The organism is Flavobacterium aquaticum (assembly GCF_003259835.1).
Classification (GTDB): Bacteria; Bacteroidota; Bacteroidia; order Flavobacteriales; family Flavobacteriaceae; genus Flavobacterium; species Flavobacterium aquaticum.
Genome location: NZ_QLMI01000001.1, coordinates 104,013 through 129,809, shown reverse-complemented (window position 1 = coordinate 129,809; position 25,797 = coordinate 104,013). Strand labels below are relative to the sequence as shown.

Here is a 25,797-nt window from a genome sequence, read left to right as displayed (position 1 = left end):
GCAAGCAGTACAAAAAATATAAATACAGAATATTTATGTTTTAACATTTTGATAAAAGTACTAAGCTATGGTCTTTTCCTTGAAACTGATTATAAAGTAATACTTTTGAAAAATTAGCTTTTTCAAAAGAGTTCATTTTTACAACTTGCGGAATTGCTTGATTTTTAAGAATCGATGCTGCAACCCAAAATCCAAATGCAGAAGCGGTATTGAATTCCCCACTTAGATGTTTGTAATAAACTTGCGGAATTTGATCAAATAATGAATCAACAGCTGTGTAATAAGTATCAAAACTAATATCTCCGTTATTTCCTAAAACAACAACATCAATATCTTGAATTTTTAAATTATTCTTTTCTAAAAAGCTACTAATGAAACTTTCAACCTCGTCAATATTCAATTCGTTTTGAATTTGTAATGCTTCTAAAACGGCATAAGAATTTTCTTTTTTTACATTTTCTAAAGTTACAAAAGTTGCACCTTCACTGTAAACTACTCCTGAAGAATTTGAATCTAAAACAGAATAAGGTTGATCGCTTTCTTTTTTAATGATGTTAACCAGTTTAAACAACTCCATTGTATGCGATGATGTTTCATCGGCAGCACCAACTAAAATCGTGTTTTCTTCTTCATTTTCAAGTTGTAATTTTGCATCAAGCAAAGCTGATTCAAAAGAAATTGAACCATTAACATACGTGAAATTATAACCTTTACAACCTAATCCTAAGGCAATTTGTGCACCAACAGTATTGTGTGTAGATTGAATAAAATTAGTTGGTGTTAAGTATTCTTCGTTATTATCAATTAAAGCTTTTAAGAATTTTTCAGAATCTTCAATACAACCCATTCCCGTTCCAGTAATTATAGCGTCTGGAACCTCAACATTTGCTTCTTTTAACGCTTTTGTTGATGCGGCTAAGCCCATTTTAACTCCTTTTGCCATTCGTCTTGCTGCGGCTGGCGGAATTAATTCTTTGTATGAAGGTTGTTTAGCATAAACTATGTTTTCGGTTGTATTAATTTCAACCGATTCTAAGAAAGAAGTATCATATGTTTCTTGAGAAGAGACGCATCCCATTCCGTTAATGTAGCACTTTTGCATTAGTTCTTTGAAAATATTAAAGTGGAACAATTTCCTCCAAATCCGAAAGAATTTGAAAGTACATGATGTATCTCTTTTTCTTTAAGTGTAAGTTGTGGCGTTAAATTGAATTCTTCCATATTTGTTTTAAAATTCAAATTAGGAAAAATAATATTATTCTGAATTGCCAAAATACTATAAACTGCTTCAATACCCGCAGCTGCTGCTAAAGTATGACCTGTAAAAGGCTTGGTCGAACTGAAATCAGGAACATTTTCTCCAAATATTCTGATAATGGCTCTTCCTTCAGATAAATCGTTGTTTGGTGTCGCCGTTCCGTGGGCGTTTATGTAATCAATTTCGCCTGGTTGAATTTTAGCCATTTTGAAGGCTTTATTCATAGCTAAAAAAGCACCATCGCCGTTTTCCGAAGAAGCTGTTTGATGAAAAGCATCATTTGCATTTCCAAAACCGGTAACGTAAGCCAAAACTTCTCTATTTTCTTTTTTTACAATCGTCTCCGATTCTAAAACTAAAAACGCAGCGGCTTCACCTAAATTTAATCCTTTTCTGTTGTTATCAAACGGAGCGTTGTAGTCATCAGACAAAATCATCAACGTTTTAAATCCGTTTATGGTAAATTTTGCTAAAGCATCTGTTCCTCCAACCACTACTCTATCTAATTCGCCAGATTGAATTAATCTTGCGCCTAACATAATTGCATTTGCTGCAGAAGAACAAGCCGTACTAATTGTAGTAACCATGCCTTTTAATCCGATACAATTCGCGATTTTTTGAGAATTATCTCCAATATCGTGACTGGTTATGTATTTTTGGCAAGCTTCGTTTTCAAAATATTCGTAATAATATTTTTCAGTCATATCCATTCCACCAACGCTTGTTGCTGAAATCAATCCTGACTTATATGCATTCATATCGCTAATTTTTGCATTTTCAACTGCTTGTTTAGCTGCAATAGCACCTAATAATGCGGTACGAGAATAATTATTATCACTTGGTAAATTAAGTTGCTTGGCTAATTGCTCATTAGTCAGTTTAATTTCTCCCACTTTAATGATGTCTTTATGAATCGTTTCAATGTTTGAAATTGTAGAAAGTCCCGTTTTTAGGGAAACTAATGAATGGAAGTTCTCTTCAACAGTATTTCCTATTGAAGATATAATTCCCATGCCTGTAATTGCAACTTTCATTTAGATTGTATTATTTAGTTCTGTTTTCAGCAATATAAGCTGCCATAGTTTCAATTGATTCGAAAATTGCTTTTCCTTGTTTTGGATCAGCTAATCTAATTCCGTATTCTTTATCTAAAAGCACAATTAATTCTAAAGCATCAATTGAATCTAAACCTAAACCATCTCCAAATAAAGGATCGTTATCGTTAATATCTTCAATTGCAATATCTTCTAAATTTAAAACTTCAATGATTTTTGATTTTAATTCTTGTTTTAAAGCTTCCATAATTATTGATTGTATAATGTTTGTATATTTTGTTTATCGTGTGCAATTGTTCCTGATTTTTCTACTAGGTAAACAAAAGCTTTGTATTCGTTTTTATAATATTCTACCCAACCGCAAAGTACTTTTTGTGTTTTACCGCTTTCTAACAAATACGATGCGTAATTTGACATAAAATCGGGTTTAAAATCATCAAACACAAAAAATGCGTTTTCTGTTTTTAATTGATGTTTGATACTTATTTCACCCACGCAAATATTAGGTAATGTGTACACAAAAACGGCAGGACTTGGAAAATAATTTTCGGAATCAGAAATTGAATCTTGATATTTTACATCGGTATCTAAACTTGAAGATTTATTAGCAAATACAAGCGCAATATCGTTTTCATTTTCTAAATCGATGTTGTCTTTCAAGATTGCTTCTGCTCCTAAAAAGGCTAATTTACTTAAATTATCCATTTTAAAAAATTTTGGATATTCTAAGCCGATTGTTTTTGATGCATTTTTAATAAATTCAGGAAATAATACATCGTTCATTTCTAAAACAGTTGCTCCGTTTAGTTGAAGTGTATTATTTTCTATTTTGCAATAGCTTGATATGTGATAATTTGTCGTCAATTTTAATTTATTTTTTCAAACAGTATTGCTGTATTACATCCGCCAAAGCCTGATGCTGTTTTTAAGAAATATTTGATTTCTTTTTTTCTATTTTCTTTTAAAATAGCAATTGGAATAGAAACTCCAGAGTTTTTAAATCCTTTTGATGCTAATAATTCTTCGTTATAAACCGATTGCAATCCGATTACAATTTCTAACAATCCAGAAGCGCCTAATGTGTGTCCGTAATAGCCTTTTAAACTATTTATGGCAACAGTATCAATATGGGAACGAGAAAAAGCAGTTGCTTCCATTTCGTCATTGTATAAAGTGGCAGTTCCGTGAGCCGAAATGTAATCTAACTTATCTTTACTAATATTTGCATCTTTGAAAGCACTTTCAATACTTTTAAACAAGCCTTCACCTGTTCTTGATGGTCCAGAAATATGATTGGCATCGTTTATAGCTCCATCACCAATGATTGCTACAGCGTTTTCAGTTGGTTTTTCCGAAGAAATATAAACCGCTGCTGCTGCTTCGCCAAGAGTTACTCCATTTCGAGATTCATCATAAGGAGCACAAGGCAAACTACTCATCGCTTGAAACGAATTAAAACCAGACAAAACAAATTCGGAAATTTCATCTCCAGCAATTACAAATGCGTTTTCATAAGCGCCAAACTGAATCATTCGTTTAGCAACTGAAACCGCTAAAACTCCAGAAACACAGGCGTTTGAAACCACGATTGGTTCTGTTTTAAATCCGAAAAAAGTATTTATTTTTTTTGCTAATGTTGCTAACTGCGCTTCTTCAATTGGTAATTCTTGATTTTCTAATAACGAAATATTTCCTTTTGTTGTAGAAAGAATTAAAACTGATTTTTCGGTAACTTTATTTTTATTTATAATTGGGTGCAATGCTAAAATGAGCATCTTTTCTAATTTGGTAAACGTGTTTTCATTAGAAACTTTTAGAAAACTTTCATTTAACTTTTCATCTTCAATTATAGAAGCATAGATAGAAGAAAGATTTCCGTATTTTTCTTGAAATTGAATACCTGATTGCCCTTTTACGAGCGCCTTCCAATTGGCTTCTAAATCAAAACCTAACGGAGTTACGCAGTTCGCATCGGAAATATAAATTGTTTTATTTGCTATCATTTTAATAATCCAACGCTTTTTTTCCATTCTTCATAAAAAGAAGGTGCATTTAAAACTAAATTTCCATCACTATCTAAAAACACTTGAACGGTTTCACCTGTACAAGCTATTTCATTATTGCTATCGTAAATTACATATCTAAAAATCATTTTAGCTGCTGGAGAATCTACAATTGTAGTTTCAATACGAGCCACATCGCCATATTTTAATGACAACTTATGTTCACATACCGATTTTACAATTGGAGTTGTATAACCGTGTTTTTGAACATCTAGATAAGATATACCGTGCAATCTTCCAAAAGCTTCTCTTCCATCTTCAAAATAAGTGATGTAATAACCGTGCCAAACAATTCCTAATGGATCTGTTTCGTTAAATCGAACTCTAATATCTTTAGAAACGCTTAAATGAGAAGCCTCGTTATACTGCTCTTTTCTTTTTATCATATTGGATGGCAATAAAAATTGTAATTATAAAGAACAAAAGTAGTAAAAATATTTCGGGAAGAATTTCTACAGCATCAGCTTTACGTAGTAAAACATCATAAAATGCGTTTAATCCCCAATTCATAGGTGAAATATGCGAAATAACTTGCATTACTTTTGGCATAGCAAATACGGGAACCCAAACGCCACCAATAGCAGCTAAAATTACTACCGAAGTTGCTCCAAAAGGTGCTGATTGTTCTTGAGTTTTAGCAATAGTTCCAAGTAAAATTCCGAATCCAATTGCTGCTAATCCTGAGAATAATGCAACAACACTCATTAGAAAAAATTTTCCATCTAAATCTAATGTTGGTAAACTTAAATAGGGAAATAAATACATTCCAACTAAAACCATTAGATAAAACTGAATCATACAAATTACCAAATACGTAATTGTTTTTCCAGCAATCACTATAGAATATGGAACTGGATTGGTTAGTAATCGAATTTGTGTTCCTTGTCCTTTTTCTTTAACAATATTAATAGAAAGCGGAACAATTATAAAAAAGATGGCAAATAAAGTCCAAGCCGGAACGTTATGTTGCACCGAATTTGGTAAAATTTCTTTATTATCAACCGTTGGAACAATTTCTTTAAACGTAATGAAACTTTCCTGCTCAAAAATAGGTTCTTCTCCTTCTCCTAATTGCTCTTGAAAAGTAGCGTAAATGGATTTGGTTTCAATTTGAGAAATCATTTTATCAATACTACTTTTTACATTACTTTTAAACGTGGCTTGCGTAGCAGGATCAAAATAAAGTCGGACTTCTTTTTTGTTTATTATTTGTGGAAGTGAATCTTTTTTTGGCTCTTCCGAAAGATCACCAATTCCAAAATTTGAAATTATTTTATCTACGTTTTGATTTACTTTTAATTGCAAATCTTTACTTAGATTTTCTGGTATAATGATAGCTAGCTGAAATTTTCCTTTAAAAACAGCTTCTTTTGCTGAATTTTCTGTTAAGTTTTTTCCATCTAAAGAAGAAACAATTTCAAACTGACCACTTTTATTTAGGTTTTCTATTACCGATTTAGAAATTTCGTCTTTATCGTTATCAATTAAAACAACAGGAATTTTACTTTCGGTAACCGTTCTAAACGTACTATCTTGAATTAAAGTAATGGTAATAATTAATACCAAAGGCATCACAAATAAGATGATTAAACCTCCAAAATCTCTTTTCAATAAAAGAAATTCTTTATAAACCGACATCCATAATTTATACATCATCGCGAAGTTCTTTACCGGTTAATGAAATAAAAACATCTTCTAAATTATGTGCACCAGTTGTGCTTTGAATCAATTCGCTTGGTGTTCCTTCTGCATAAATTGTTCCTCTATCGATAATGGCAATTTTAGTACAAAAATCCTGTGCTTCGGTTAAATGATGCGATGTATAGATAATTGTAGTTCCTTTTGCGTTTAATTCTCTTAAATAATCAATGATTACATTTTTAGATTGCACATCAACTCCAACGGTTGGTTCATCTAAAAAAAGAATTAAAGGTTCGTGTAAAATTCCAGCAATAAGATTAATTCTGCGTTTCATTCCGCCCGAAAAAGTTTCGATTTTTTTATCGGCAAACTTCAACAAACCTAATTGGTCAAGAGCTAAAGTTACTTTTTCTTTCAGAATTTTACCTTTAAGTCCGTACATACTTCCAAAATATAACAAGTTTTCTCTCGCAGTAAGTGTTGGATAAAGAGCATATTCTTGCGGAACTACACCTATTGTTTTTTTTATTTCAAATGCGTTTTTTTCGTAAGTAAGATTGTTAATGCTAAAATTACCTGAAGTTGGTTTGATAATTCCGCAAAGCATTGATATTAAAGTGGTTTTTCCAGCGCCATTTGGTCCCAATAAACCGTATATTTCTTTTTCCTCAATACTTAAATTTAGATTATTCACTGAAAAATAATCCGCCTCTTTATATTGCTTAAAAAGTTGATTGATTTGAATTATGTTTTTATTGCTATTCACTTTAGATGGCTTTTTTAAGTTTCTTAAAAAACGCTTCTTCTAAATCTGCGATATGAAGCAATTGATCAGCCAACGTATTGTATACATCTTCCAAATTACTTCGGTTTTTGTATACGCGAGAAGCATCTACGGCAAAATCTCGCCATAAATCGCCAATTTGAGTAATTTCTAACGAAAGTTCTTTTAACTGATCATTTTTTAAAATTACAGCCGCTTCTTGTAAGAATGCCCCATAAATAAATCGGAAACCACCGCCACCAGTACCAATTTCTTCTTGCATACGAATCATTTGAGCTAAATAATGATTCGCAACTTTAACTCCTTTTGTTTTTGGCCATTTACGAATGCTTTTTGCTAAAAATCGCATAGCTGCCACGCCAACAATTGGAACGGGCGCTAACATGTCGTTACAGGTATTCTTGATTCCTTTTTTAATGGCTTTTTCCCAATTAATTTCAGATGGAATATTAGTTGGATAATACATTTGTCCTTTTGGAGAAAGTACGCCTTTTGCAAATCTTACTTTTTCTAATTCAGCTTCTGTTAACGTTGTAACGGTTTCCATTACTGGATCGCTGATTAAAAAAGTAGTATCTTTTTTTCCGTAAACAACTAAATTGTGGGCATTAAAATGAAAACGATATTCATCTGGAAAATACGTTAAATTATACACTCCAACTTGTAAACCTGTTGGAATGTTATTTTTAAGGTTATTTTCTAATGCTATTTGTGCCTTTTCAGGACTTGAAAATTTTATTCTTTTAACTGTAATTCCTAATCGTTTTGCCGCTTTATTAAAAATAAAACCTGGCATTGGACGATAGCTTATTGCTGGCGCTTGATTCACTTTTAATAAAGGAAAATAAAAAAAGAACAATCCAGAGCCAATACCAAAAACCATAGGTTCGCTGATATTTATTCCGTTGAATTTTAATAAATTAGAAGCAACTCCATTTTCACAATGTGCTGATTGATGATGTGTAAAATTGGTTTCCATTAAGCTCCTTTATAATTTGTTAATTCGGCTACCGAAATTTGAAAAGCATCTGCATATTTTTGCAGTATTTTTTGATTTAATTTTTTAAAAACAGAAGGTTTTGCATGTCTTTTCACTCTCCATTTCCACATTCCAACATAATCGGCTAGTGTAATCCAGTCCATTCTATGAAGTTCCATGAAATATACTATTGGACTTGCTTTTCCTGATTTTATATTTTGTTTTGCTTCTTCTATACGTTCATTAATTGCATTTATAGAATTTTCTAAAGCAATTGTTTTAGGTTCCCAACCTGTGCTTAAACCTGTAGTATAATTTCCGTTTTCATCAGTAGCGTAACATAATTCTTTTACATTACTTTTAGATAAATTACTTTCATCTTGAGGTATTTCTTCTTTCTTCATATTACTTTACTTCTTGAATGAATAAATTTATTTCCGATTCTAATAAAAGATTTTCATCTTGGTAAGTAGCGCACTTCATGGTACAAATACTGTATTCATCTGTATCAAATCTTGAAACTAACGTAGCAGATGTTTTAATCGTTTGATTTACCATTGGCAACATAAATACTGTTGCTTTTTTGATTCCGCTTATGAAGCCTACAACGTTTACATTATCTTTTTTTGCATCAATACCATTTTTTGACAAAAAGAAAGATTGTCCTACAATGCAAGAACAAGTTTGTGCAGCATTTTCTATTAATCCTACTTCTGAAAAATAATTATTTTCTACAAAAACGTTACTTGAATTGATTTCAAAAACCGAAGTTACTGAAGTGGTTGTTATTTCTTTTAAAACATCAACCATAAGCATAGGTGCTCTATGTGGTAAAAAATGATTGATATTTATTTCTGTTTCCTTCAAAACCTCATTCATTATGTTATGCTAAAACGGTTTTCATTTGTCCACGAGCAATTTCAACTTCGTTAAGAAGTACTGAAATATCTACTAATGTAATACCTGCAAACTCTTGAAGCACATTTACTTTTGTGATAAGATTATCGTTTACTTTTGGTAATTGAAAAATTTCAATTGATTTAATCGAACCAATGTAACCTGTTGGTGCTGGCTCTTGTTTCAAAAAAAACTGATAACCTGTGTACAAAGCCACAGATTGTGCCATATGTTCGATTAATCCCGCTTCTTGAAAAATTGAATTTTCGGTAAAAATATTTGTTTCTTCAACTGTAAATCCTGAAGTGATGAAATTTTCACCAAAAGCCAATACTTTATCCACCATTACAAATGGAAATTTTTGTGGAATAAGATTTCCAACAAAATCGCGATCTAAAATTGGTAAAATAATGTTTTCCATTAGCAAACAGTTAAATAAGCGTACGAATATGAAAAACGTCCACTTTCTGGAACAGATAATAATATTTTATCACCTTTTTTCAAATTACCCGAATTCATTAATTCCTCTAACATCAAATAAATGGATGCTGAACCAACGTTTCCAACGTGTTTTAAATTCATAAACCAGCGTTCCATAGGAATTTCTATATCTTGGTCTTTTAAAGCATTATACAAACCTTTTACAAAGTAATGCGAAGAAACATGCGGTAAAAAATAAGTTACTTGGTCTACACCTATATTGTTTTTATCTAAAGCCGCTTTCATGCTCAAGGCACCTTTTTGTAAAATATGAGCGTCTAACAATTTTACATCTTGCTTAATTGCAAAAACAGATTCCGATAACCATTCTGAAGATTTATAATCGCTCCATGGTTTTATGCTTCCGTCTGCTAATTTGTCTCCTCCAGCATACATACAGGTTTCTAACTCGTATGCGTATGAAAAAGCTTCCATCCATTCTATTTTTAAAGAAATATTTCCGCTTGGTTGGTTTTCTAATAAAAAAGCACCTGCTCCATCTGATAACATCCATCGTAAAAAATCTTTTTTGAAAGCAACGATTGGTTGTTCTTCTAATTTTTTAAGATTAACGATTTCATTTTCAAATTTATCAGCTAGCATCCAAGTTGAAACTCTTTCAGAACCAGTGCAAATCGCATTATTCGTATTTCCTGATTTTACAGATAAATATCCAAATTTTAATGCATTCATACCTGCATTACAAACTCCTGACGATGAGTTTAATTCAACTGAACGGTTTTGTAATAATCCGTGAACCATAGCAGCATGCGATGGCAAAAGTAAATCAGGTGTTGAAGTTCCACAAGATAACAATTCAACGTTTTGAGATGTAAATTGGTCGTCAAATAAACCTTTAATTGCTAAAAAAGTCAAATCGGCATTTGAATGAGTAGGATTTCCATTTTCATCAATTGCATAGAATCTATTTTTAATTCCGTTATTTCTCAAAACTATTCGTCTTGCTTTTGAGGTTTCATCGTTAATTAAACCCAACATGTTTTCCATTTCATCGTTTGAAATTGGATTATTTGGCAAGAACTTACTAGATTTTGTTATGTAAACTTCAGACATTCTTATTAAACTTTATAACTTTTTGTAGAGAGCATTTTCTTTTGCTATTTTAGTAGCAATAAATGGATATTTTAAAAGGTGCAATATAAATACAATTGGCGAAATTAACCAAATAGCAACCCACAAATATACATTAAACACTTTTAGCCAAAATTCTCTTGAGTTTTTTTTATTTATGATAAAATTTGACCATATTTTAAACATTTTATTCGCTTTTTTATCCATTTCAACCAAAAATGGTCTAATTTCTACTGCATCTAATTTTAATAATTCGTCTTGTAAATTGTTAAAATTTTTATTTTTAAGCGATTGTTTAATAACATTTCCAAATTTAGAGGCGTTTTTAATTTCAGATTCTGAAACTCCAGGTTTTGGAAAAATGCCAAGATATTTTGTTTTTTCACCTGAAAACATCCAATGAACGATGGTAACCACGCTAACATGATTTATATTTCTATCGACTAATGCAATATTCCCAACTAAATTTGCTTCTAAATCTGAAAGCAAAACTTTCATTTTTTCTTGTGCTTTTACCCACATATTTCTAGCACCAATAACTGTGATTACGGGTGTGCTTTTGAAAATTTGTTTAGCGAAAGTGCTTTTAAGAAATGAATTTACAGGAATAGAAGGTGATAAATACCAAACTTGGTAGCCTAATATAATTAAATCATATTGTTTTTCTAAAATAGTATTAGATGGTGCTTTTATAGCGGCTGGAATTTGTAAAAACGATTCTGGAAATGCATTAAAAAATGCTGATTTATTCCATGGAAAAGGAAATTCTTTTTCCATTTCAATGGTGTAATGCGTAATATTAATTTCATCGTCTGAAGACAATGGTAACGTCAAATTATCAAGAATTTCTGTTAATTGACCTGATTGCGAGTAATGTATTACTAAAACGTTTTTCATATTTACTATTACTAACCTAAGTTAATTTCCTTAAAATTTCTGATTTTATCTTCTCTTTTCTTGTGAACAAATTCGCTCCAAGTTGCGCTATCTTCGGCATCGTAAATTTTGATTTTCTGAGAATCATCTTTAATTAATAAATCATCAGAAGTACAGTTTAAAATTTGAGCCGCAGCAGCTAAACCAGAATAAGTTGCACCTGTAACACCATGAGATAAAGTGCTAGCTCCACATAAATACAAATTCTCTATTTCGGTTTTATTTTTATATGAAAATGGTCCAACTTGATTTAGTGTTTTGTTTGTTCCGTATACATTTCCGTTAGTAGAATTAATGTAAAACTGGTTGGTTTTTGGAGTTCCTAATTCGGCTTGAACAACATAATTTCTTACATTAGGAATTAAGTCTTCCATATTATTTAGGAATTTTTCAATGATTTTTTTCTTGAACAATTCATAAGCTTCAGAATGATAATCTTCAGAAGAATTAAAGTCTTTAAAACTATCATAATCTACATAAGTTACTACTTCAAAATTATGGTATTTTCCATTAAAACTAACTGGATCTTTAAGCGTAGTACAACTAATAAATAGCGCTGGAAATTTATCTCCTTCAATAATATTTCCTTTGGTTAAAGTTTCAAAATGATCGTCTACATTTTCGTCTTTAAATTTCCAAATATTACCCGAATCAATTCCGTATTTTGTAACATCTACTTCAAGTGTTAAAAACATGATTATAGAAGTTACTGAATATTTTGTTTTAGAAAGTTTCTTTTCTAATTTTTTACTAATGTTTTCTTTACCAATTAACTTTAAATAAGTGATTGATGGATCGGCATTTGATACAATTGTATTAGCCAAAATGGTTTCTCCTGTTGCTAAAACTACTCCTTTTGCTTGGTTATTTTCAACAATAATTTTAACCACTTTTTGACTCACTCTTATTTCGCCACCATAACTTTTAATTTTACTGGTCATGGCCTTAACAATACTACTTCCGCCACCCATTGGGTAAAATCCACCATCAAAATAATGATTCATTACTGAACAATGAACCGGAAAACAAGCTTGAGAAGGAGGTAAACCATGATCGCCACATTGCGCATTTAAAATAGCTTTTAGCATTGGATCTTTAATATGCCAACCAATTACTCTTTTTAAACTAAAAAGAGCAAACTTACCAAAATGTTTTGTTCGGAAAGGAACGGTGATTTTTTGCCATAAACCTTTCAATTTTGGCATCAATTGAAGTTCGTAATTTACTTTTTGAATTAAAGAAAGGTATTCTTTTATGTTTTTTTCTTCTTTAGGAAATGCATCAATTAATTTATTTTGAAGATTATCAATTCCTGCTGGTAAATCAAATTTTTGATTTCCGATAATGCAATGATCATAACCGTTTTTGTTCATTCTAAAAAAGGTTAAGTCGTTTGCAATTCCTAAACCTTTGTATAGTTCGTTTGTTGATTGCCCTTCATCGAGCAAACCAATATAATGAACTCCCGGGCTAAAACGTTGCCCATTTAATGTAAAAGTATGACACCATCCTCCTGGAACATAATGTTGTTCTAATACTAAAACTTTTTGACCACTTCGAGCCAAACATAAAGCGGTAGACAATCCACCAGCTCCAGAACCTATAACAATTGCATCAAATTTTTCCATTATTTCTATATAGCAATAACTGAAAAATACAATTTTGCTTTTAAGTATTACTTTTTATTTCCAAAAATCAAAATAATTGAACCATTGTAAAGGATATTTTTTCAACATACTTTCAAGGCTTTCAGTGTATGATTTTAGAAGTGCTTTTTCATCTCTATGTTTTGCATTTGATTGTCTAGTGTAAAGATGATAATGCAAGTTAGCTTCTTTCATTACATAAACAAACACTACAGGAACATTTAATCTTGAAGCAATTAAGAAAGGTCCAGATGGAAAACTTGCTTCTTTTCCTAAAAGAGTTTCTCGCATTACTTTTGTTCCTTCAAAATATCTATCTCCAGTAAAACATACTAATTCATTGTTTGCCAAAGCACTATTAATTTCATAAATATGAGATAAATCGTCTTTAATTAGAATAAATTTTATGGATGATTTTTGAGTTACACTATCTAAATATTGCTTTATAGCCGAATGTTCTCTATCTGTAGTAACAAGATTTATTTGACAATCAAAATTTATATCGCCAAAAAAATGTTCTGCAATTTCAAAATTTCCAATATGAGCACTTATTAATACTCCACCTTTTTTTTGAGCTTGCAACTCTTTTAGAATATCAATACCGTCAAACTCGTAAGTGAATTTTTTTCTTAATCCTGCAGAAATAGCTGTTTTGTCAATAATGGTTTGTCCAAAAGTAAAATAACTTTTAAAAACCATTAATTTAGCTTTAAAATAAGAATAATTAAGCCTTTCGTGAAAATAATAGAATATTTGTTTGTTACTTTCTTTTAAGAATATAAAATAGTAAAAAGCTACAAAAACTAAAACAGTGTAAGCTGCTTTAATTCCGAGCTTTTTTATACAAAAAACGAATATTTTATATCCAAGTACAGTACCTTTAGATTTTCCATCCCACTGACTCATGATATTTTATTTATTACCGTTCTGGATTTTAGTATCGATTAAATTATAAAAATCTTGAAAAGAAGCAATTCCAACGAAGTCTGCTTCACCTAATTTAACTCCAAAATTTGATTCAATTGCAACAACTAAATCTACATAATCTAAACTATCTAAACCAAGAGTATCTTTTAAATTTAATTCTGGGGAAATTACATCACCATCTACTTCAAATTCATCAACAAAAATCTCATTTACTTTTTCAATAATTTCTTCGATTGCCATAATCTTTTTAACTTTCTATTTTTTTAACTACAATTGCTGAATTTGTTCCACCAAATCCAAAAGAATTTGACAAATATACATCAAATTTCTTATTTATTGTTTTTGCTGCAATATTTAATTTTTTTGAATCTTCATCAGGATTTTCGAAGTTTATATTAGGAGCTATGAAATCATTTTGCATCATAATTGTAGAGTAAATAATTTCACTTGCACCAGCCATCCAACACTCATGACCTGTCATAGATTTTGTAGAACTAACATGAGGTCCATTTTCTCCAAAAACTTCTAAAATTGCTTTTGCTTCGTTTGCATCTCCTAAAGGAGTTGATGTTGCATGCGCATTAATATAACCAACTTCCGATGGATCTATATTGGCTTGCGCAAGCGCTCTTTTCATAGCTGTTGCTGGTCCTTCAACGTTTGGAGTTGAAATATGACCTCCGTTTGAAGAAAATCCGTAACCAATGATTTCGGCTAAAATTGGCGCACCTCTTTTTATTGCAGATTCATAACTTTCAATAATTAAAGTAGCACCTCCACCACTTGGAACTAAACCATTTCTACTTGCATCAAATGGTCTTGATGCTTTTGTTGGATTTGCTTCATCTGGCGAAAAAACACCTAGTCCGTCAAAACTTGACATGGCATATTTATTAATTTCTTGCGCTCCACCACTAATAACGATATCTTGTAAACCACTACTTATTAAAAGGTAAGCCAAACCAACAGAATGCGAACCACTAGCACAAGCTGCACTAATAGTCATATTTACACCACGTAATCTAAATATCGTAGATAAATTCATGGTTACGGTTGAATTCATTGACTTAAAAATAGCTCCTGAGCCAATTAAAGCAGTGTCTTTTTTTTCTCTAACAATATCAATTGCATCAATAATGGCTTTAGAAACACTGTCGTTTCCGTACAAAATACCCACTTCATTTTCATCAAAAAAAGCATCGTCTATTTTGGCATTTTTTAATGCTTCTATGGTAGCCAAATAAGCGTATTCGGTTTCTTCTCCAATACTAACTCTTTGTCTTCTGCTTAAGTGATTTTTTAAATCAGGTTTAGGAACACTACCAGTTAATGCCGATTGAAAACCAAATTCTTTTCGTTCTTCATCAAAAATAATTCCTGATTTGCCTTCGTATAAAGATTGCTTAACTTCTTCTATTGAAGTACCAATACAAGAATAAATTCCCATTCCAGTAATAACAACTCTTCTGCTCATAGCTAATTTTTATGAATAAATTCCACCATTAATATTGATAACTTCGCCTGTGATATATCCTGCTTTTTTTGAAGTTAAGAAACCTACTAAATCGGCTACTTCTTCTGCTTCTCCAAAACGGTTTACAGGAATCATTTTTATCAATTCTTTTTCGTCTAATTCACCAGTCATATCGGTTCTAATAAATCCTGGGGCTACAGCATTTACGGTTATATTTCTTTTAGCAACTTCTTGTGCTAATGCTTTTGTTGCTGCAACTACAGCTCCTTTTGCTGCAGAATAATTAGTTTGTCCTGGAGTTCCTTTTACACCAGAAACAGAAACCATATTTACAATTCTGCCATATTTATTGCGTAACATTTTTTGAATAAAAAAGTTAGTTACATTGAAAAAACCATTCAAACTTGTGTTGATTACGTTATTCCAGTCTTCATAAGACATCCACATAAATAAGCCATCTCTGGTAATTCCGGCATTGTTTACAATGACTTCAACTACGGCTGTTGGATTTGCTTCTTGCCATTTTGTTAATGCTTCTTTTACTTCTTCTGCATCCGAAACATTAAATTTAATAATTTCTCCTGTTGAACCATTTTCTTTTACAGCTTCTAGTGTTTTTTCAGCTGCTTCAACATTTGATTGATAATTAATTAATATATGATATTCTTTAGATTCTGCTAATTTCTTACAAATTGCACTTCCAATTCCTCTTGATCCACCTGTAACTAATGCACACTTCATTTTTCTTATTTTTTTATTGAAATAATTCTGCGTTATCAAACCATTTATCTCCTAATGCTTTACCCTCTTTTGTAATAAAACCCCATTTCCCTTTATGTTTAACTCTTGCCAAACCATTAACGAATCCTTTATCATCTTCTTTAAACATAGAAGCTAAACCTCCTGCAGTGATTTGGTAATCGGCTGGAATTACTAATTTACCAGTTTCATCAATAAAACCCCATTCTTTGATTTTAACTGGAGCTAATCCATCTTTACTAAAAATTTCTGCATCTGGATAGCTTAATCCAATAACAACTTCGCCTTTTAAATTAACATACCCCCATTTCTTGTTGATACAAACAGGTGCTAAATTTTTATGGAATGCTTTTGCTTTGTCGAATTTTGGTTCGATAATCCAATTTCCTTTTAAATCAATGAATCCAATTTTATCATTTTTTCTAGCATAAGTAACATCTTGATATAGGAAATCCCAAATCTTATCTACTCCATCAATTGCTTGAAATTTATTTGCGTTTACTAAACCAAAAGCAGTTCCTAAACGAGCCCAAGTTGTGCCTTTGTAGTAACTTCCAACCTCATCATAAATGGTTTCAACAACTAATTTTCCTTTGTTATCGATAATTCCCCATTTATCATTTTGTTTTACTTTTGCAAAACCTTTTTCAAACGACTTAATTACTTGATAAGTTGGTTGAACGATTATTTCACCTTTTGGATTGATTAACCCAACTTTATCATTTACTTTAATGAAAGCAACACCATCTTCAAAATCAAACACTTTATCAGAAGCTGGCATTTTTAATTCTTCTCCCTTTTTATTTATGTAGAACCATTTTTTATCTTTCTCAACAACACAAATTCCACTATTAAAATATTTAGCGTTAGAATATATAGGAGCAATAACCATTTCACCTTTGGTGTTGATAAAACCCCATTTTCCATCTTTTTCAACTGCTGCCAAACCATCAGAGAAATTTTTAGCTACTTTATATTGAGGTTCAATGCTGAAATTTCCTGTTTTGGTGATATAACCAAATTTATCATTCTGCTTTACAAGAGCATTTTCTTGAGCATAAAAAATTTGACTAAATAGGAATAATAATAAATACTTTTTCATATTGAGTAGATTTTAATTTTAAGCAATTTAATCTTTATTGTGAAATAATGAAATTTTTGAAAAATAAATTATTGCATCAAATAATCTTTTACTTTTTGAACTATAGGATACATAATTTGATCTTCTTTAAATTCTGGTACGATAGCTCTAATATCATCATACATTTTTCGGGTTACAGAAGATATTTCGTTTTTATAATTTAATGCATCAATAGCTTGAACAATTGTAATTAACTCAATAGCTAAAACTTCAAATGCATTTTCGATTACTTTACTTGCAATTACAGCTGCATTTGTACCCATACTAACAATATCTTGATTGTCATTATTATTAGGAATACTATGCACATACATTGGATTAGAAAGCATTTGACTTTCTGCAGTTGTTGAAGTAGCAGTAAATTGAACACCTTGCATTCCGAAATTAAATCCTAAAACACCTAAATTTACGAAAGGAGGTAAAATTTCGTTTAGTTTAGAGTTTAATAAATAGTTTAATTGACGTTCAGACAACATCGTTAATTTTGCAATTACAATTTTCAATTTATCCATTTCTAGTGAAATGTAATCTCCATGAAAATTTCCACCATGATAAACGTGTTTGTTTTTAACATCAACAATTGGATTATCGTTTGCCGAGTTAATTTCGTTTTCAAGAACTTGAGAAGTGTAATTAATAGTATCTAAAACAGGTCCTAATATTTGCGGAACACAACGTAAAGAATAATATTCTTGTACTTTTTCTTTAAATACATCTTCGTTGTTATTTCCAGAATATAAATGGTCTTCTCTTTTTCTAACTAAAGTACTATCAGACAAATTATCGCGCATAAGTTTCGCGATTTCTTGTTGACCAAAATGTTTCTTCGTATTATTTAATTCAAAGGAAAGGTGATCATCATAAGCTTTTACAATTTCGTTGATTGCACAAGAACATTTAACAGACCAATCTAGCACTTTTCTTGAATTATGCACATTAACAATTCCAATACCTGTCATTACTGAAGTTCCGTTCATTAAGGCTAAACCTTCACGAATTTCAACTTTAATTGGTTCTAATTTTTCAATTTCAAAAACTTCTTTTGTAGCTCTTCTTTCTCCTTTATAGAACACTTCACCTTCACCAATTAGTGTTAATGCTAAATGAGCTAATTGCACTAAATCGCCACTTGCACCTACTCCACCGTGTTCAAAAATTAAAGGCGTAATATCTCTATTTAAAAATTCTTTCATTAAATGAATAACTGAAGGATGAACTCCAGAATTCCCTAAAGAAAGCGTGTTTAATCGAGCAAGAATTATCGCTTTTACGTTAATTGGGCTTATTGGCTTTCCAGTTCCTGACGAATGACTTCTAATTAAATTGTATTGCAATTGTAATCTGTCTTCGTCTTTAATTCTGTATTGAGCCATTGGACCAAAACCAGTATTTACACCATAAATTACTTTATTACCAGAAAACTCCTTTAAAAAGTCAAAACTTTCTTCAACTCTTTTGATAACAGAATCACTTACAGCAACTTTATTGTTGTTAAAAATTATAGATGTAAAATCTTCAATAGACAGATACTCGTTTAACGTGCTCATTATTAATACTTTAAATTTATTTGAAAAATCACAAACAATTTATGCATAAATAAAAAATATGTGATTAAATTTGAAGCGTCAAAGGTAACATATTCTTACAAACAAAAAAGAAAAATATGACACAAGAATTCATTGATGTTCTAGTAATTGGTGCTGGACCATCTGGTTGCGTATCTGCTTCATACTTGCACAACAATAACGTTAAAGTAAAAGTGGTTGAAAAAACTAAATTTCCCAGACTTGTTGTTGGTGAAAGTTTAATTCCAAGAGTAATGGATCATTTTGATGAAGCTGGATTATTTCCTGCTTTAGATAAAATGAATTTTGAAAAGAAACTTGGTGCACGATTTATTCGTGGAAATGAGATTTGCGTTTTTGATTTTAGCAAGAAGTTTTCTGAAGGATGGGATTGGACCTGGCAAGTACCAAGAGCTGATTTTGACAATACATTAGCAGAAGAAGTTATAAATAAAGGTATTGATTTAGAATTTGAATCTGAAGTTATTGCTGTAAAATTTGAAGGAAAAAATTCTATTACAACAATTAAAGATAAAGACGGTAATTTAAGAGAAATTCACGCAAAATTTATTATTGATTCAAGTGGATATGGTCGTGTTTTACCACGTTTATTAGATTTAGATACGCCATCAAAATTAGATCCGCATTCTTCTATCTTTACACATGTACAAGATAAAAACAGACCAGAAGGTGAAGAAGGAACTTTAATTTCGTTTGATATTTTAGAAACCGAAGTTTGGTTATGGGTGATTCCGTTTTCTAATGGAAATACGAGTTTAGGAGTAGTTGGACCAACGTCTTTTATCAATTCATTATCAGACGGAAATAATGCTGAAGCGTTAAGAAATGCTATTCAGTTATCTGATTATTATATTAAACGTTTTGGCGACGTTGAATTCTTATTTGAACCTGTGAAATTAGAAAATTATTCGCGTTCCGTAAAACAAATGTATGGAGATGGTTTTGCCTTAACTGGAAATAGTTCAGAATTCTTAGATCCTGTTTTCTCATCTGGAGTTGCTTTTGCCACCGAATCTGGAATGTTAGCCGCTAAATTAATTCATAAAGAATTAAACGGAACAGAAGTAAATTGGGAAAAGGAATTTACTGAATACATGAAAAGTGGAATCGGCGTTTTTACTACTTATGTAAAAGAATGGTACACTGGAAATTTACAAACGCTTTTCTTTCATCAACCTGAAAACCCAGATGTTAAAGAGAAAATTTGTGCCGTACTAGCAGGTTATGTTTGGGATCAAAATAATCCTTTTGTTAAAAAACATGACAATGTTATTAAAAACATGGCACACATGATAAACTTAGAAAAACAACAATAAAAAAAGGGCAATTTTAAATTGCCCTTTTTTTTTATTTTAATATTACTTTAATCATAATATCTTCTTTCTTCTTTTTGTAAACTTCTAACATAAAAGAATTTTCACTTGTTTTAAAAACTCGATTCACTGAAAATTGATGCATTTGAAAATCTTCAATATCTCGTCCGTTTAAAATGGAACTTTTTGTTAACGAACCATCTGAATCAGCAATTTTTACAGCTGTTAAATAACCACCTTGGCCATCTGAATGAAGCGCTGGAGTTTTATCAATTGGTAAATCAATATTTTTTACATTATCTAAGAATACCAAATAATGGTGTTCATTTGCACTAAAATACTTGTATGACATTCCACCTTGTCCTCTACCTCCTGATTGGGTTTTCGGAATTTTTTTCATCCAATTTAGTTCGCCATTAACCCCAATTTTAGTGATTAAAATATCATTATAAAAATAACGAACATATGTTCTTGTTGAGCCATTTGGTCCCATTGAAGTGTGAGTAACAACAAAATCTTGTTCACCTACTAGAATTAAACTTCCATCATTGTTAACAATTAAATCTTTTAGGAATAAATTTGAAAACTTTGGAACGTCTCCTTTTTTCTCTTTCTTATCGTTTTTCTTTTTAGTTTTTTCACTTTCATACTGATTGATTATTTCAGCAGGAATATCATGAGAAACACTATCATAGATGTTTCCTTGCTTATCAATTTTAAAAGCCAAAACACCATCGCTATCATCTAAATCTCCTTTTCCATTACTAAAAAACCCACCACAAACTAAAAAGTTTTGAGGAGAATCAAACAACCATAATTTTGTAATAAACTTATCTTTGTTTTCAAATCTTGAAATCTTTAATTCATTAGTTTCATTTTTGATAAAAAATAATTCCAAATGGTAGTTTGCTAATTCATCTTTACTTCTTTTTTTATCATCATTACTATCATCATGAAAAACTTTTGTTAATAAATACAAATTACCATCGTTGTCTAATTGATAATCTAAATTATCCATTCTTCTTTCAGTGTATGGCATTTTAATTTCTCTTTCAGAAATTTGAGTTAAGTTATCTCCAAAAGCAACTAAACCAATAACATCATAGCTTTTTTTATCATTTCTAACTTCTGGTTTTTTTCGATATTGAACCAACATTTTTTTTCTATCATGAGAAACCAAGAAATCAAATTTATCTTGAGTTCCATCAATCATATCATATAATCCTCCTCCAAAAAAACTAAAGTTTTTCTTTCCTGAAAGTTTTCCATTGATTTCTATTATCAATTTAGGAGTCATAAATTCTCCTTTATCAAAATCAATTTCTACAGAAAATAATTGCTCTTTATCTTCATCACCATTCCATGAAGAATAAAACACATAAAATTTTGAATCAAATTCTAAAACGTCTTCAACTCTATAATTTTTAGGAAAAAACTTCTCATACAGTTTTTCTTTTAGATAGGCTGGTTTATCAGAATCAAATTTTTGGATTAACACCTTTTTTTCATCAAACTTAATAGCTATAGATTGATTGTTTTTAGAAAAATAAATCTTTTGTGAAGCATCAAAAACTTTGTAAGGAGCACTTACTGTGTAACTATAATCTTTAGACAACTCCTTCTGAGAAAAAATAAAATTAATTGTAAAAAGTAAAACGAATAGTAAATTCTTTTTCATTATTATAAAAATTAAAAACTGCCTAATTTCTTAGACAGTTTTATTTATTAAAATTAGGCTTAATTATTTAATTTGCTTAGCAATAACTTTTGCTAATGTTTTTCCTGTTTTTGCAAAACCTTCACCAATTCTAGTTTCATTGCTGAAGTTACTTCCCCATTGATCACCAGGAGCATTTTCACTAGACATAACAACTAAAGTATTTGATCTATTAGCTGTTTCAACAATTTTAAGGTTAGTTGTAACTTTAGCTGGTTGTTTCATCATGGCAACATCCCAACCTGGATAAATCCAAACAACTTCAACAATTAATGTATATTTAGCCGATGTTAAACCTTCTTGAAAAGAAATATTCGTTTTTTCTTTAGAACTTACAACATTAATTAATTCTAAAAATTTAGGATTCCAGATCATTTCTTTACTTCCTTGCCATTTCTTTTTCCAAATATCTCCAACACCTTTTTTCTCATTTAACTCAGTAGCTCTATTAGTAACATATTGCTCTTCAGTTAAATTTTCTTTCATTAATTTCAAATTTGAATAGTCAAATTCAACGTTAACTTCTTTAACACCTGCTAAAAATTTGAAATCACCGCTTTCAATTTTTGTCTTTTGAGCCATAACAACAGAAGAAGCTATGAATAACACTAATGTTACAATTTTTTTCATAATTAAGATTTGTTTAAGTTATATAAAACAAATTTATATTAAATAATTTAATTATTTACAAATCTTTTTTTATACTTTTGTTTAATAAATTTACCGAAAAGATGAACAACGTTAAAAATGTATTCAGTATCAAAGATTTAGAAAATCTTTCAGGCATAAAAGCACATACTATTCGTATTTGGGAAAAACGCTATAATGTTTTAGAACCTATGCGCTCTGATACTAACATTCGTTCGTATGATATTAAGAATTTACAAAAACTATTAAACATCGTTTTGCTTCATAATTACGGATATAAAATATCTAAAATTGGTTCGCTTACGCAAGAGCAGATAAATAAACTTGCAAACGATATTATTTCCGAAAAAAGTGCAAAAAATCATGCTATTAGTACTTTTAAAATGGCGATGATGAATTTTGATCAATCTTTGTTTTTCAATACTTATAACCAATTACTAAGTGAAAAATCTTTTCGTGAAGTATTTTACACCGTATTTATTCCTTTAATGCAAGAAATTGGATTTCTATGGCAAACCGAAACAATTACACCTGCTCACGAACATTTCATAAGTTATCTTATTAAACAGAAACTTTTAATTAATACTGAAAAAGTTCAAATTTTAGAACCTACAAAAACAGATAAAGTTTTTGTTTTATTCCTTCCTTTAAACGAAGTACACGAATTAGGATTAATGTATTTAAATTACGAAATACTTTTAAAAGGATATCAAACTATTTACTTAGGAGAAAGTATTCCAACAGAAAGTTTGCTAGACCTTATCAATTCTTACGAAAAAATAACCTTTGTTAGTTATTTAACTGTGGAACCAAATCAGGAAGAAGTTAATAATTATATAACTGATATTCAATCTAAACTTCTTGAAAACACCAATCACGAACTTTTATTATTAGGTAGAATGACACAATTTATTGAAACCAAAACACTTAATAATAACGTACATATTTTTAATAGCATAGAAGAACTTTCTAATACTTTATAAAAAAATTTGTTTTGTTTAACTTTTTTGCTATTTTTGTTAAACAAAATTAAAACAAGTGAATAAAAAAATTGTAATAATTGGTTCAGGATTTTCTTCTTTAGCTGCTGCTTGCTATTTAGCAAAACAAGGCAATGAAGTAACTGTTTACGAAAAAAACAGTACAATAGGCGGAAGAGCTCGTCAACTTAAAAAAGAAGGATTTACTTTCGATATTGGGCCAACATGGTATTGGATGCCTGATGTGTTCGAACGTTTCTTTGCTGACTTTAGCAAAAAACCTTCCGATTATTATGAGTTAATTAAACTCTCTCCCGCTTATCAAGTCTATTTTGGACATTTAGATTTTGTAACCATTGCTGACAATTTATCAGAAATTGTAAAAACATTCGAATCCATCGAGAAAGGAAGCGGAAAGCAATTAGAGCAATTTATGGCAGAAGCTAAAAGTAATTATGATATTGCCATTAAAGATTTAGTATATCGCCCAGGTGAATCGCCTTTGGAGTTAATTACTTTAGAAACAGCCAAAAAAGTGAATCAATTTTTCAGTAACATCAAAAAAGATGTTCGAAAACGATTCAAAAACATGAAACTGGTTCAAATTTTAGAATTTCCTGTTCTATTTTTAGGAGCTAAACCAAGTGACACACCATCCTTCTATAATTTCATGAACTTTGCCGATTTTGGTTTGGGAACTTGGCATCCTAAAAACGGAATGTATTCGGTAATTTTAGCTATGGAAACTTTAGCTAAAGAATTAGGTGTGAAAATCGAAACCAATGCCAATGTTCAAAAAATTGATGTTACTAATGGAAAAGCAACTGGTTTATTGGTGAATAATAAAATTATCACAGCAGATGTAATTCTAAGTGGAGCCGATTATCATCATTCGGAAACTTTATTAGATGAGAAATATCGTCAGTATTCGGAAAAATATTGGGAAAACAAAACATTTGCTCCTTCTTCGCTCCTATTTTATGTTGGTTTTGATAAGAAAATTGAAAACGTAGAACATCATTCTTTGTTCTTTGACGTAAATTTTGATATACATGCCGAAGCTATTTATGATAATCCAAAATGGCCTGAAGAACCACTTTTCTACGCCAGTTTTCCATCTAAAACAGACGAGAATTGCGCTCCAGAAGGAAAAGAAGCAGGAATATTTCTTATTCCATTAGCACCTGGATTAGAAGACACTCAAGAATTAAGAGAATTATATTTTGAAAAAATAATTACTCGTCTTGAGCAATTAACTAATCAAAATGTAAAAAATAATATTATCTTTAAAGAATCGTTTTGTGTAAATGATTTTGTTAAAGAATATAATTCGTACAAAGGGAATGCGTATGGTATGGCGAATACCTTATTGCAAACCGCTTTTTTAAGACCTAAATTGAAAAGTAAAAAAGTACAAAACTTGTACTTTACTGGACAGTTAACCGTACCAGGACCGGGAGTTCCTCCGTCCTTAATTTCAGGAAAATTAGTTGCCGATTTAATAAAAAAGTATCAATAGTATGAAGTCCATTTTTGATAACGTTTCATTTGATTGTAGCGTAAAAGTTACAAAAGCATACAGCACGTCGTTTTCATCTGCTGTAAAAATGTTGGCTCCAAGCATCCGACAAGATATTTATAACATCTATGGGTTTGTTCGTTTTGCTGACGAAATTGTTGACACTTTTCACGATTACGACAAAGAAGCTTTGTTTTCGCAATTTGAAAACGAATTAAGTTTAGCGCTTTCGCAAAAAATAAGTTTAAATCCTATTTTAAATTCGTTTCAACATACCGTAAATAAATACAATATTCCAATGGAATTGATTGATGCGTTTATGAACAGTATGAAATTGGATTTACATAAATCGGTTTACACTACTGTGGAAGAATACAATCAGTACATCTATGGTTCGGCAGATGTTGTGGGTTTAATGTGTTTGAAAGTTTTCGTAAATGGAAATGATGAAAAATACGAAGAATTAAAACATAGTGCGATGCGTTTAGGTTCGGCTTTTCAAAAAGTGAATTTCTTACGCGATTTAAAAGCGGATTATGAAGATTTAAGTAGAACTTATTTCCCAAATACCGATTTATCTCGTTTAGATGAAGCTTCAAAACAGCAAATTATCAATGAAATTCAAGCTGATTTTGATGCGGGTTTTGAAGGAATTCAAAAATTACCTTTAGAAGCTAAATTCGGCGTTTATACAGCTTACATTTACTATAAGAAATTATTAAGTAAATTAAAGAAAACACCTTCTGTTGAAATCAAAAACACCAGAATTCGTGTTCCTGATTACGAAAAGGTGGGATTGTTAGCAAAATGCTATTTGAATTACAGATTGAATATTTTGTAGGATAATGTAAGTTGGAAGTTATATTTGCTCTAAAATTTGAACTTGATTTTGAACTTGTTCT

Annotated in this window: 27 protein-coding genes; 4 read left to right on the top strand and 23 right to left on the bottom strand. The window is 30.6% G+C overall.

Features of this window, described 5'->3' with window-relative positions:
- Positions 1 to 40: 40 nt before the first annotated feature.
- The 21 genes from B0I03_RS00680 to B0I03_RS00580 all read right to left on the bottom strand — a co-directional run bounded on the left by B0I03_RS00680 (position 41) and on the right by B0I03_RS00580 (position 18,679).
- Positions 41 to 1,102, bottom strand: coding sequence for a beta-ketoacyl synthase N-terminal-like domain-containing protein (locus B0I03_RS00680; protein WP_111565566.1), 1,062 nt, complete (start codon positions 1,100 to 1,102; stop codon positions 41 to 43).
- Positions 1,102 to 2,292 carry a beta-ketoacyl-[acyl-carrier-protein] synthase family protein gene (locus B0I03_RS00675; protein WP_111565565.1) on the bottom strand — a complete coding sequence of 397 codons (1,191 nt, stop codon included), beginning with the start codon at positions 2,290 to 2,292 and terminating at the stop codon, positions 1,102 to 1,104. Before B0I03_RS00675 ends, B0I03_RS00680 begins: the two co-directional genes overlap by 1 nt.
- Positions 2,293 to 2,302: 10 nt before the next feature.
- Complete coding sequence (locus B0I03_RS00670) at positions 2,303 to 2,560, bottom strand: phosphopantetheine-binding protein (protein ID WP_111565564.1); 258 nt, start codon at positions 2,558 to 2,560, stop codon at positions 2,303 to 2,305.
- 2 nt (positions 2,561 to 2,562) lie between these two features.
- Entirely contained in the window at positions 2,563 to 3,177 is a 615-nt protein-coding gene (locus B0I03_RS00665; RefSeq protein WP_111565563.1) for a 3-oxoacyl-ACP synthase, read from the bottom strand.
- Between the two features lie 2 nt (positions 3,178 to 3,179).
- A complete protein-coding gene (locus B0I03_RS00660) occupies positions 3,180 to 4,316 on the bottom strand; it encodes a beta-ketoacyl-[acyl-carrier-protein] synthase family protein (protein ID WP_111565943.1) in 1,137 nt (378 codons plus the stop codon).
- Positions 4,313 to 4,762, bottom strand: coding sequence for an acyl-CoA thioesterase (locus tag B0I03_RS00655; protein ID WP_111565562.1), 450 nt, complete (start codon positions 4,760 to 4,762; stop codon positions 4,313 to 4,315). The genes B0I03_RS00660 and B0I03_RS00655 overlap by 4 nt, the downstream gene beginning before the upstream one ends.
- Positions 4,737 to 6,032 carry an ABC transporter permease gene (locus B0I03_RS00650; protein WP_245902892.1) on the bottom strand — a complete coding sequence of 432 codons (1,296 nt, stop codon included), beginning with the start codon at positions 6,030 to 6,032 and terminating at the stop codon, positions 4,737 to 4,739. The genes B0I03_RS00655 and B0I03_RS00650 overlap by 26 nt, the downstream gene beginning before the upstream one ends.
- Positions 6,022 to 6,783, bottom strand: coding sequence for an ABC transporter ATP-binding protein (locus B0I03_RS00645; protein ID WP_394338056.1), 762 nt, complete (start codon positions 6,781 to 6,783; stop codon positions 6,022 to 6,024). The genes B0I03_RS00650 and B0I03_RS00645 overlap by 11 nt, the downstream gene beginning before the upstream one ends.
- A 1-nt stretch (position 6,784) precedes the next feature.
- Positions 6,785 to 7,780: a BtrH N-terminal domain-containing protein gene (locus tag B0I03_RS00640; protein WP_111565561.1), complete on the bottom strand. Its 996-nt coding sequence runs from the start codon at positions 7,778 to 7,780 to the stop codon at positions 6,785 to 6,787.
- Positions 7,780 to 8,184, bottom strand: coding sequence for a hypothetical protein (locus tag B0I03_RS00635; RefSeq protein ID WP_111565560.1), 405 nt, complete (start codon positions 8,182 to 8,184; stop codon positions 7,780 to 7,782). The genes B0I03_RS00640 and B0I03_RS00635 overlap by 1 nt, the downstream gene beginning before the upstream one ends.
- Position 8,185: 1 nt before the next feature.
- A complete protein-coding gene (locus tag B0I03_RS00630) occupies positions 8,186 to 8,659 on the bottom strand; it encodes an ABC transporter permease (protein ID WP_111565559.1) in 474 nt (157 codons plus the stop codon).
- 4 nt (positions 8,660 to 8,663) lie between these two features.
- Positions 8,664 to 9,098 carry a hypothetical protein gene (locus tag B0I03_RS00625; protein ID WP_111565558.1) on the bottom strand — a complete coding sequence of 145 codons (435 nt, stop codon included), beginning with the start codon at positions 9,096 to 9,098 and terminating at the stop codon, positions 8,664 to 8,666.
- Positions 9,098 to 10,231 carry a beta-ketoacyl-ACP synthase III gene (locus B0I03_RS00620; RefSeq protein WP_111565557.1) on the bottom strand — a complete coding sequence of 378 codons (1,134 nt, stop codon included), beginning with the start codon at positions 10,229 to 10,231 and terminating at the stop codon, positions 9,098 to 9,100. The genes B0I03_RS00625 and B0I03_RS00620 overlap by 1 nt, the downstream gene beginning before the upstream one ends.
- Positions 10,232 to 10,243: 12 nt before the next feature.
- Entirely contained in the window at positions 10,244 to 11,146 is a 903-nt protein-coding gene (locus B0I03_RS00615) for a hypothetical protein (RefSeq protein WP_111565556.1), read from the bottom strand.
- 11 nt (positions 11,147 to 11,157) lie between these two features.
- Entirely contained in the window at positions 11,158 to 12,813 is a 1,656-nt protein-coding gene (locus B0I03_RS00610) for a phytoene desaturase family protein (RefSeq protein ID WP_111565555.1), read from the bottom strand.
- 54 nt (positions 12,814 to 12,867) lie between these two features.
- Positions 12,868 to 13,737: an LpxL/LpxP family acyltransferase gene (locus B0I03_RS00605; protein WP_111565554.1), complete on the bottom strand. Its 870-nt coding sequence runs from the start codon at positions 13,735 to 13,737 to the stop codon at positions 12,868 to 12,870.
- Positions 13,738 to 13,743: 6 nt separating this feature from the next.
- Positions 13,744 to 13,998 (bottom strand): acyl carrier protein, encoded by a 255-nt coding sequence (locus B0I03_RS00600; protein ID WP_111565553.1) that lies wholly within the window; start codon positions 13,996 to 13,998, stop codon positions 13,744 to 13,746.
- Positions 13,999 to 14,005: 7 nt separating this feature from the next.
- Positions 14,006 to 15,232 (bottom strand): beta-ketoacyl-[acyl-carrier-protein] synthase family protein, encoded by a 1,227-nt coding sequence (locus tag B0I03_RS00595; protein WP_111565552.1) that lies wholly within the window; start codon positions 15,230 to 15,232, stop codon positions 14,006 to 14,008.
- Positions 15,233 to 15,241: 9 nt separating this feature from the next.
- Entirely contained in the window at positions 15,242 to 15,973 is a 732-nt protein-coding gene (gene fabG, locus B0I03_RS00590) for a 3-oxoacyl-ACP reductase FabG (RefSeq protein WP_111565551.1), read from the bottom strand.
- A 13-nt stretch (positions 15,974 to 15,986) separates the two neighbouring features.
- Positions 15,987 to 17,093 carry a WG repeat-containing protein gene (locus B0I03_RS00585; protein ID WP_111565550.1) on the bottom strand — a complete coding sequence of 369 codons (1,107 nt, stop codon included), beginning with the start codon at positions 17,091 to 17,093 and terminating at the stop codon, positions 15,987 to 15,989.
- 68 nt (positions 17,094 to 17,161) lie between these two features.
- Positions 17,162 to 18,679, bottom strand: coding sequence for an HAL/PAL/TAL family ammonia-lyase (locus B0I03_RS00580; RefSeq protein WP_111565549.1), 1,518 nt, complete (start codon positions 18,677 to 18,679; stop codon positions 17,162 to 17,164).
- Positions 18,680 to 18,795: 116 nt separating this feature from the next.
- Here B0I03_RS00580 and B0I03_RS00575 point away from each other — a divergent pair, with 116 nt between their 5' ends.
- Positions 18,796 to 20,034: an NAD(P)/FAD-dependent oxidoreductase gene (locus tag B0I03_RS00575; RefSeq protein ID WP_111565548.1), complete on the top strand. Its 1,239-nt coding sequence runs from the start codon at positions 18,796 to 18,798 to the stop codon at positions 20,032 to 20,034.
- A gap of 31 nt (positions 20,035 to 20,065) precedes the next feature.
- Here B0I03_RS00575 and B0I03_RS00570 read toward each other — a convergent pair whose 3' ends face one another.
- Both B0I03_RS00570 and B0I03_RS00565 read right to left on the bottom strand, forming a co-directional pair.
- Positions 20,066 to 21,709: a hypothetical protein gene (locus B0I03_RS00570; protein ID WP_111565547.1), complete on the bottom strand. Its 1,644-nt coding sequence runs from the start codon at positions 21,707 to 21,709 to the stop codon at positions 20,066 to 20,068.
- 63 nt (positions 21,710 to 21,772) lie between these two features.
- Positions 21,773 to 22,378 (bottom strand): hypothetical protein, encoded by a 606-nt coding sequence (locus tag B0I03_RS00565; RefSeq protein ID WP_111565546.1) that lies wholly within the window; start codon positions 22,376 to 22,378, stop codon positions 21,773 to 21,775.
- 101 nt (positions 22,379 to 22,479) lie between these two features.
- Here B0I03_RS00565 and B0I03_RS00560 point away from each other — a divergent pair, with 101 nt between their 5' ends.
- From B0I03_RS00560 to B0I03_RS00550, 3 genes are read left to right on the top strand one after another with little or no spacing between them, the layout of a single operon-like run.
- Entirely contained in the window at positions 22,480 to 23,379 is a 900-nt protein-coding gene (locus tag B0I03_RS00560; protein WP_111565545.1) for a MerR family transcriptional regulator, read from the top strand.
- 55 nt (positions 23,380 to 23,434) lie between these two features.
- Positions 23,435 to 24,895, top strand: coding sequence for a phytoene desaturase family protein (locus tag B0I03_RS00555; RefSeq protein ID WP_111565544.1), 1,461 nt, complete (start codon positions 23,435 to 23,437; stop codon positions 24,893 to 24,895).
- Between the two features lies 1 nt (position 24,896).
- On the top strand, positions 24,897 to 25,736 hold the full coding sequence (locus B0I03_RS00550; RefSeq protein WP_111565543.1) for a phytoene/squalene synthase family protein: 840 nt from the start codon (positions 24,897 to 24,899) through the stop codon (positions 25,734 to 25,736).
- The last annotated feature ends 61 nt before the right edge of the window (positions 25,737 to 25,797 follow it).

What these genes read in the sequence shown, in the direction of transcription:
- B0I03_RS00680 (WP_111565566.1), bottom strand. Translation starts at nt 1,102, where the DNA reads ATGCAAAAGTGCTACATTAACGGAATGGGATGCGTCTCTTCTCAAGAA.
- B0I03_RS00675 (WP_111565565.1), bottom strand. Translation starts at nt 2,292, where the DNA reads ATGAAAGTTGCAATTACAGGCATGGGAATTATATCTTCAATAGGAAAT.
- B0I03_RS00670 (WP_111565564.1), bottom strand. Translation starts at nt 2,560, where the DNA reads ATGGAAGCTTTAAAACAAGAATTAAAATCAAAAATCATTGAAGTTTTA.
- B0I03_RS00660 (WP_111565943.1), bottom strand. Translation starts at nt 4,316, where the DNA reads ATGATAGCAAATAAAACAATTTATATTTCCGATGCGAACTGCGTAACT.
- B0I03_RS00655 (WP_111565562.1), bottom strand. Translation starts at nt 4,762, where the DNA reads ATGATAAAAAGAAAAGAGCAGTATAACGAGGCTTCTCATTTAAGCGTT.
- B0I03_RS00650 (WP_245902892.1), bottom strand. Translation starts at nt 6,032, where the DNA reads ATGATGTATAAATTATGGATGTCGGTTTATAAAGAATTTCTTTTATTG.
- B0I03_RS00640 (WP_111565561.1), bottom strand. Translation starts at nt 7,780, where the DNA reads ATGGAAACCAATTTTACACATCATCAATCAGCACATTGTGAAAATGGA.
- B0I03_RS00635 (WP_111565560.1), bottom strand. Translation starts at nt 8,184, where the DNA reads ATGAAGAAAGAAGAAATACCTCAAGATGAAAGTAATTTATCTAAAAGT.
- B0I03_RS00630 (WP_111565559.1), bottom strand. Translation starts at nt 8,659, where the DNA reads ATGAATGAGGTTTTGAAGGAAACAGAAATAAATATCAATCATTTTTTA.
- B0I03_RS00625 (WP_111565558.1), bottom strand. Translation starts at nt 9,098, where the DNA reads ATGGAAAACATTATTTTACCAATTTTAGATCGCGATTTTGTTGGAAAT.
- B0I03_RS00620 (WP_111565557.1), bottom strand. Translation starts at nt 10,231, where the DNA reads ATGTCTGAAGTTTACATAACAAAATCTAGTAAGTTCTTGCCAAATAAT.
- B0I03_RS00615 (WP_111565556.1), bottom strand. Translation starts at nt 11,146, where the DNA reads ATGAAAAACGTTTTAGTAATACATTACTCGCAATCAGGTCAATTAACA.
- B0I03_RS00610 (WP_111565555.1), bottom strand. Translation starts at nt 12,813, where the DNA reads ATGGAAAAATTTGATGCAATTGTTATAGGTTCTGGAGCTGGTGGATTG.
- B0I03_RS00605 (WP_111565554.1), bottom strand. Translation starts at nt 13,737, where the DNA reads ATGAGTCAGTGGGATGGAAAATCTAAAGGTACTGTACTTGGATATAAA.
- B0I03_RS00600 (WP_111565553.1), bottom strand. Translation starts at nt 13,998, where the DNA reads ATGGCAATCGAAGAAATTATTGAAAAAGTAAATGAGATTTTTGTTGAT.
- B0I03_RS00595 (WP_111565552.1), bottom strand. Translation starts at nt 15,232, where the DNA reads ATGAGCAGAAGAGTTGTTATTACTGGAATGGGAATTTATTCTTGTATT.
- fabG (WP_111565551.1), bottom strand. Translation starts at nt 15,973, where the DNA reads ATGAAGTGTGCATTAGTTACAGGTGGATCAAGAGGAATTGGAAGTGCA.
- B0I03_RS00585 (WP_111565550.1), bottom strand. Translation starts at nt 17,093, where the DNA reads ATGAAAAAGTATTTATTATTATTCCTATTTAGTCAAATTTTTTATGCT.
- B0I03_RS00580 (WP_111565549.1), bottom strand. Translation starts at nt 18,679, where the DNA reads ATGAGCACGTTAAACGAGTATCTGTCTATTGAAGATTTTACATCTATA.
- B0I03_RS00575 (WP_111565548.1), top strand. Translation starts at nt 18,796, where the DNA reads ATGACACAAGAATTCATTGATGTTCTAGTAATTGGTGCTGGACCATCT.
- B0I03_RS00570 (WP_111565547.1), bottom strand. Translation starts at nt 21,709, where the DNA reads ATGAAAAAGAATTTACTATTCGTTTTACTTTTTACAATTAATTTTATT.
- B0I03_RS00565 (WP_111565546.1), bottom strand. Translation starts at nt 22,378, where the DNA reads ATGAAAAAAATTGTAACATTAGTGTTATTCATAGCTTCTTCTGTTGTT.
- B0I03_RS00560 (WP_111565545.1), top strand. Translation starts at nt 22,480, where the DNA reads ATGAACAACGTTAAAAATGTATTCAGTATCAAAGATTTAGAAAATCTT.
- B0I03_RS00550 (WP_111565543.1), top strand. Translation starts at nt 24,897, where the DNA reads ATGAAGTCCATTTTTGATAACGTTTCATTTGATTGTAGCGTAAAAGTT.